This is a genomic window from Pseudoflavonifractor phocaeensis (genome assembly GCF_016901735.1).
Taxonomy (GTDB): Bacteria; Bacillota; Clostridia; order Oscillospirales; family Oscillospiraceae; genus Pseudoflavonifractor_A.
Genome location: NZ_JACLZC010000103.1, coordinates 1 through 6,017, shown reverse-complemented (window position 1 = coordinate 6,017; position 6,017 = coordinate 1). Strand labels below are relative to the sequence as shown.

Sequence of the window (6,017 nt, the reverse complement as noted above, 5' to 3'; positions counted from 1 at the left end):
GGCAGATGGGGGTAGGTAAGGTGTTAGGCTTTTTTTGGCAGGTAGATTCCTGCCAGATTTTGTCGAAGCAGTCTCTGCTTCACGGCGGCTCCCTCCTAAAGCCGCCGTGTCAGCGTATAGGCGTCACTCCTTTGTCAAAGGCATAAGAAACGGCGGCCTTGATTTTCTCAAAGCCGCCGTAAGTTGAGTTTATGGCATGGGGATTGTCTGCTGCACGACGGCTTTTTTTCTTTTGCCGTCGTCCGGCAGTATATCCTTATTTTCTTTTTTTCTTAACCACATGAACAATTACGGCAATCACAATGATTACGGCAACCACGCCGATCAAAGGAAGCCATGTGTCTACAATGCTTTGAAACACGGCGTCCCATTTCACATTTTCTGGTAACATGATTTACACCTCCGATCTCTTTTGCTCTGTAACAATGCGCTTACAAGATAGATAAGTCGCAAGAAAATAACTTCCGTAAACTATGAGGAAAAGGATGATTGTCAATCCAATGTTTGTCGAAATATGGATATTCATAAATTCCTCGACAATAGTCATAGCTTTTCCGATCAGGAAAGCTGAGTATATTCCGGCAACGGTCAACGGAATTGCAAAGAACACAGCCGTCTGCGTAAAAAGTGTGCGGTTGATTTGCTTGCGCTTGGCTCCCAACTTTTGCAACAATCCATATCTGTAAATGTTGTCAGTCGTTTCTGTGAGCTGTTTTAGTGCCAAAAGAGCAGCACAGATCAGTAAAAAGATTAAGCCGATATAGCAACAAAGGAAACTTACCAAAGCATTGAGGCCATAGAACATTTCGTACATCATGTTCTTTTCTGCATACCGATAACCGTGCGTTTCGTCCAGCCCAATGGGAATCATCTTTTGCAGGATTTCATTAGAGTCCACATCCGGCTTGTATTGTACCAAAAGCACATTAACGTCTTTTTCGAGGACAGCCACTACATGATCCGGGACAATCAGTGTTCCGCGATCATTGTTTCCAACAGAAGTCATAAAGTATGTTTCTTGCAGAACTTCATCAGATGCACGCAGTAAAGTTGTGCCGCCGATTGTAATTTCCGAATGATCTTGTAAGGCCACAGAAACATATTGATATGTCCCGGTGTAATTGCAGTTTAACAAGTATTGGTCGTCGTTCAGCGTGATTGGCTCTTTGCCTTGCATAGACAAAGCACGATTGAAGTCCGAAACGGAAATTACGGAAACCTTGCTATCGGGAATTTCTTCGTCAATAGGCCACAGCTCGACATTCTGACCTTCAAATAGCTCTGCGTAGGTCATATCGGCTTCGTAAATGCTGATTTGCTCCAAGTTTTCCGCATAATCACTCATTACAACATCGCGTGTAGCAAGATACTCCACAATATCGTTGTCGCCATCAATGGAAACATTAGAAAGCACATTCAAATCATAGGGGGTTGCAGCTTTTGACAGTTCATTCATTGCAAGAGCCGTGCTTGCCCCAATAGATACAGCGCAGATGGTAATGGTCAGCAGGCCGCAAACAATCGTCACCACAAGATAATTCGTGCGTATTTTACTGCCAATTTGACGAACAAGGAATGTATTCAGCCCTTTCAAGTAAAACCCTTTACCGGCTCTTACAACTTGGATAAAAACAGTGGATAATGAGTTGAACAACAGAAAGGTTCCAGCTACCAAAGCCGCTCCTGCAATTTGAAAAGACATATTTTCACGAGACGGCAGTATTCCGTTTTTGTTGAACAGCACAACGGAAATCCCTATGCAGATCAGAGAAAGCACAAACAGGCAGAGCGGCAAAATACGATTTTCTCCTTTTATGCTTTCGTTTTTTCTGTTGGCTGTCAGCAGGTCAATCAATTTGACATTGGTTACAGACCACACATTGAAAAGCATTACGATAAAGAAGATGATCGCAAAGCAAAGTACCGTCTGTCGAAATGCTCCGGCAGAAAATACGATCTGAAATTTAGCCAGCTCAATCGCAAAGAGCTTTAGTGCAACCAAAGAAAGCCCCTGTGAAAAGAAGAATCCCAAAAGCAATCCAGTCACCAAAGCAATGACGCCAACACAAAGGGTTTCACCGGCAAACAGCCGGGAAATGCGTCCTTTTTTCATGCCGAGCATCATATACACGCCCAATTCCTTTTTGCGGCGTTTCAAAAGAAACTGGTTGGCATAAATAATCAGGAAAGCCAATACCACCGCAATGACAACAGAAAGCGCGGACAACAGTATGCCGAGTTGGTCGTATAAGAGCGAACCGGTCATTCCCATATCGGAAAAAGCGGGCTGATCGGAAATTGAGTTGAAGGCATAAAACAGACTGACCGAAAGCGTCAGTGTAAGGAAATAAATCAGATAGTCCCGGATGTTTTTATGAACATTTCGGAAGATCAGCTTAAATGAGGTCATTCTGCTCACCTCCCAAGACGGAAACCACTTCCAGAATTTTTGCAAAAAAGTCTTTGCGTGTGTCCGTCCCTCGGTGCAGCTCATTGAACACCTGCCCGTCCTTGATAAACAAAATCCGATGGCAATAGCTGGCGGAAAAAGCGTCATGCGTTACCATGAGGATTGTTGCCGCAAGCTGTTTGTTCAATTCCGTCAGCATCGTCAGCAGCATTCGTGAGGAATTGGAATCAAGAGCGCCGGTCGGTTCATCAGCCAACACCATTGCGGGATTGGTTACCATTGCTCTTGCAGCGGCTACCCGCTGCTGTTGGCCGCCGGACATCTGATAGGGATATTTACTCAATACTTCTTGAATGTTCAGCGCCTTTGCAATCTGCGGGACACGTTTTTGAATCTCGCTGGGTTTGGTTCCTGCGATAGACAAGGCCAGCGAGATGTTTTCGTAGGCTGTCAGAGTATCCAGCAGATTGAAGTCCTGAAAGATAAAGCCCAGCTTTTTTCCGCGAAAATCTGCAAGCTGCGATCCATGCAGCGTCGTAATATCCTTTCCCTCCACATAAATATGGCCGCTGGTAACGGTATCAATCGTAGAGATGCAGTTTAGCAAAGTGGTTTTCCCGGAGCCGGAAGAACCCATAATACCGAGAAACTCACCTTTACGCACAGAGAAAGAAATATGATCCACGGCTTTTGTCAGGTTGCCCTTGTTGCCGTAAAATTTTTGGATGTCATCCACCCGTAAGATTGTGTCGTCCATTGGTTATGAGGCTCCTTTCTCAAAAGCGGTTTACTTTTGTACTTTTACTCTACCATAGGGGCTTTGCCTGTGCCATTAAGTTAGATTACATTTACCTTACCAGAATGTAAGGTTGAAAAAGGCGAGGTTTTACAGCCCCGCCTCCTTCAAATAGCTCTCCGTGGGAAATACCATAGTTACGGTAGTCCCTTGTCCGGGTTCACTGGAAACGGAAAGCACAATATTCATTTTTTTGCACAGCTTTTGGCTCAAATACAGCCCAATCCCGGTTGACTTGGAATAGCGGCGTCCGTTTTCGCCAGTGAAGCCTTTGTCAAACACGCGCGGCAAATCCGCAGCAGAAATTCCAATCCCATTATCGGAAATGAAAAGTGAAACATCGTTTTTCTCTACTTTGGCGGAAAATTCAATTCGCAGATTGTCTTTTCGATATTTGATTGCGTTGGATATGATTTGCCCAATTACAAATGTGCAGCTCTTGCTATCAGCAACGACGGGAATGTCCAAACCATTCAACACAGGCTTTCCGCCTGCTTGAATCAGAGGCTTGGAATATGTCTTTAGCGCAGCATGAACAAGCGATTGCAATGTGGTTTTTTCTACCTTGAAATCCTTTTCCACATCCGTGCTGCGGGCATAGTATAGTACCTGTTCTACATAAGTATCAATTTTGCGGAGTTCATCGTCGATACGCAGCGTGGTGGGATTTTTTTCATTTTCTATCATCAGGCGGGCAGAGGTAATGGGGGTCTTAATCTCATGTACCCATGAATCAATGTACTCCCGGTATTCCCGACTTGCCTGTTTTGCATTGGAAATCTGGTCGTTCTGGTATTTATTACAGCGCCGCAAAATATCCACTAAAATCTGACCTTCTAAAAAATGAGGCTGTGTCAAGAGTTCGCCCAAAAGCGACTTTTCTTCCATCTGTTCCGCCATTTTCAGAAGCAAATTATAATAACTTCGCTTGCGAAAAAAATCATACGCCAAAGCAACGATGTAGGCTGCAATAAAGATTATCTCGGCAAACAGAATAAAAGTAGCAGGGGTTTCAATCAACCAAAGCAGGCCAAACAGCAGGAGCGCCGACACCAGCATACAAATCAGTGAAAAAATGCGATCCAGAAGATACTCAGATAATCTCATACACAATACCCTAATCCACGTTTCGTTTTCAAATAGTCAGGCAAGCCGATCTCGGCCAGAGTTTTCCGCAAACGAACGATATTCACATTCAAAGTGTTTTCGTCTATAAATTGTTCGCTCTGCCAGAGTTCATCAATAATGGCGTCACGAGGAATAATATTTCCTTTGTTCACCATGAGCAGACGCAAAATCCCCATTTCGTTTTTGGTAAGAGATTTTCTCTGCCCTTGATAACTGATTTCTGCTTTGAGTAGGTTTAAGGTCAAACCTTTGTGTGTCAAAACCACATTGTCCTGCACTTCATAAGTTCGGGCCAGAAGTTTTTGTATGCGGGCCAAAAGAACCTGTGCATTGTAGGGCTTTGAAATATAATCGTCAGCTCCGATATTCAAACTCATTAGCTCGTCAAAATCGCTGTTTCTGCTGGTAAGCACAATGATTGGAAGATTGGATTTCTGCCGGATTTCTCTGCAAACCTGAAATCCGTCCTGATACGGCAGATTGATGTCCAAAAGAATTAGGCTCGCCCCTGATGCAAGGGCGGCTTCTGCAATATGATGAAAATCGCTGCTGCTGGCACATTGGTATCCGTATTTTTCAAGAAGTTGGGTAAGTTCCTCGCGGATTGCTGGCTCATCCTCTATGATAAAAATTTTCATTTCGTTGCCTCCCTTGTTTTGTTCTCATATCCACAGGCTTTTCCGCATCTTACAGTATTCCATTTCCGTTACTTCAAGCGGCTGCCCGCGTATACAAGTTGATTATACCATAAAGTGACAGCGAACGACCTTACGAGTTTGTAAGGAAGCCGGAATTGATTGCTTGTTGGCAAAATCCCGGCTTCATCTATGCCTAAAATCAGATATAAACCAATTCCTGCAAAATCACTTCCTCCGCCTGCGCTTTCAACGTGTTCATCAGCCCCACCCAGCGCATGGGATCACGAGCTTTCAGTTCCTCGGTGACGCCTGCCACCTCCATCATGCGGGGCAGCAGGGCGTCCATACGCTCCCGCGCCGTCCGCTCAATCTCCAACAGGTGCGGGGACAGCTTTTCGCTCAGGAGCAGGGCTGGACCAGTGTCCCGTTAAATAGCGTCACTGCTGGGGCAGACCGTCTAAATAAATACAGGTTACCTCTAATTGGGAATAACTGTGGCGGACAATGAAGATGACCCGATGGAGGGGTAAACATTCCTCCATCGGGTCATTCTTTATGCCTTCATCGGCATACGCAGTTTATTACTTTTCCAATGCCAGCAGCTCCGCCAGCTTCTTCAGCCCGCGCCGGATGCTGTCCCACACACGGCGGCGGTCAGCGCCCTCGATCCGGGCGATCTCGGCCACGGTCATGCCCAGGTAGAACCGGGCGTAGATGCGCCGGGCCTGGATGGCAGGCAGCTGCATTAGCGCAGCATACAGTTCTTCCCGCAGCTGCTTCTGCTCCAGAACCTCTTCCGGGGTAAGAGGCCGGGCAAGGGCATCGTTTTCAATGCCGTCACCCCGGTTCAGAGAGTAATGGGCCTTATGCCGGAATTTCCGGCGCTCGTAAGCAGCATCGGCCTGCTGTTGGCCTTGGATCGCAGCCAGCACTTCCTCGGCCACGTCCACAAAGACATCGGTTTTATAAACATCAGGATACAGGTCCCGAAGATTGATTTTCTGCATTATGTACCTCCGTTTCGATTCACAGATTGATGGGTGAA

6 protein-coding genes and 1 pseudogene are annotated in these 6,017 nt (G+C 45.8%); all 7 read right to left on the bottom strand.

Annotated elements, in window-relative coordinates; translation table 11 throughout:
- Positions 1-256: 256 nt before the first annotated feature.
- The 7 genes and pseudogenes from H7U37_RS16125 to H7U37_RS14195 all read right to left on the bottom strand — a co-directional run bounded on the left by H7U37_RS16125 (position 257) and on the right by H7U37_RS14195 (position 5,979).
- Complete coding sequence (locus tag H7U37_RS16125; RefSeq protein ID WP_272873493.1) at positions 257-391, bottom strand: hypothetical protein; 135 nt, start codon at positions 389-391, stop codon at positions 257-259.
- A 3-nt stretch (positions 392-394) separates the two neighbouring features.
- A complete protein-coding gene (locus H7U37_RS14220; RefSeq protein ID WP_204876714.1) occupies positions 395-2,410 on the bottom strand; it encodes an FtsX-like permease family protein in 2,016 nt (671 codons plus the stop codon).
- A complete protein-coding gene (locus tag H7U37_RS14215) occupies positions 2,397-3,167 on the bottom strand; it encodes an ABC transporter ATP-binding protein (protein WP_204876713.1) in 771 nt (256 codons plus the stop codon). Before H7U37_RS14215 ends, H7U37_RS14220 begins: the two co-directional genes overlap by 14 nt.
- A 129-nt stretch (positions 3,168-3,296) precedes the next feature.
- Entirely contained in the window at positions 3,297-4,313 is a 1,017-nt protein-coding gene (locus H7U37_RS14210; RefSeq protein WP_204876711.1) for a sensor histidine kinase, read from the bottom strand.
- The gene (locus H7U37_RS14205) at positions 4,310-4,972 is read right to left on the bottom strand and encodes a response regulator transcription factor (protein WP_204876710.1); all 663 of its coding nucleotides are present in this window, start codon (positions 4,970-4,972) and stop codon (positions 4,310-4,312) included. The genes H7U37_RS14210 and H7U37_RS14205 overlap by 4 nt, the downstream gene beginning before the upstream one ends.
- A 199-nt stretch (positions 4,973-5,171) precedes the next feature.
- Positions 5,172-5,381 (bottom strand): annotated as a pseudogene (locus H7U37_RS14200) (TnpV protein); the annotation flags it as partial.
- A gap of 172 nt (positions 5,382-5,553) precedes the next feature.
- Positions 5,554-5,979 carry an RNA polymerase sigma factor gene (locus H7U37_RS14195; RefSeq protein ID WP_204876709.1) on the bottom strand — a complete coding sequence of 142 codons (426 nt, stop codon included), beginning with the start codon at positions 5,977-5,979 and terminating at the stop codon, positions 5,554-5,556.
- Positions 5,980-6,017 lie beyond the last annotated feature (38 nt).

What these genes read in the sequence shown, in the direction of transcription:
- H7U37_RS16125 (WP_272873493.1), bottom strand. Translation starts at nt 391, where the DNA reads ATGTTACCAGAAAATGTGAAATGGGACGCCGTGTTTCAAAGCATTGTA.
- H7U37_RS14220 (WP_204876714.1), bottom strand. Translation starts at nt 2,410, where the DNA reads ATGACCTCATTTAAGCTGATCTTCCGAAATGTTCATAAAAACATCCGG.
- H7U37_RS14215 (WP_204876713.1), bottom strand. Translation starts at nt 3,167, where the DNA reads ATGGACGACACAATCTTACGGGTGGATGACATCCAAAAATTTTACGGC.
- H7U37_RS14210 (WP_204876711.1), bottom strand. Translation starts at nt 4,313, where the DNA reads ATGAGATTATCTGAGTATCTTCTGGATCGCATTTTTTCACTGATTTGT.
- H7U37_RS14205 (WP_204876710.1), bottom strand. Translation starts at nt 4,972, where the DNA reads ATGAAAATTTTTATCATAGAGGATGAGCCAGCAATCCGCGAGGAACTT.
- H7U37_RS14195 (WP_204876709.1), bottom strand. Translation starts at nt 5,979, where the DNA reads ATGCAGAAAATCAATCTTCGGGACCTGTATCCTGATGTTTATAAAACC.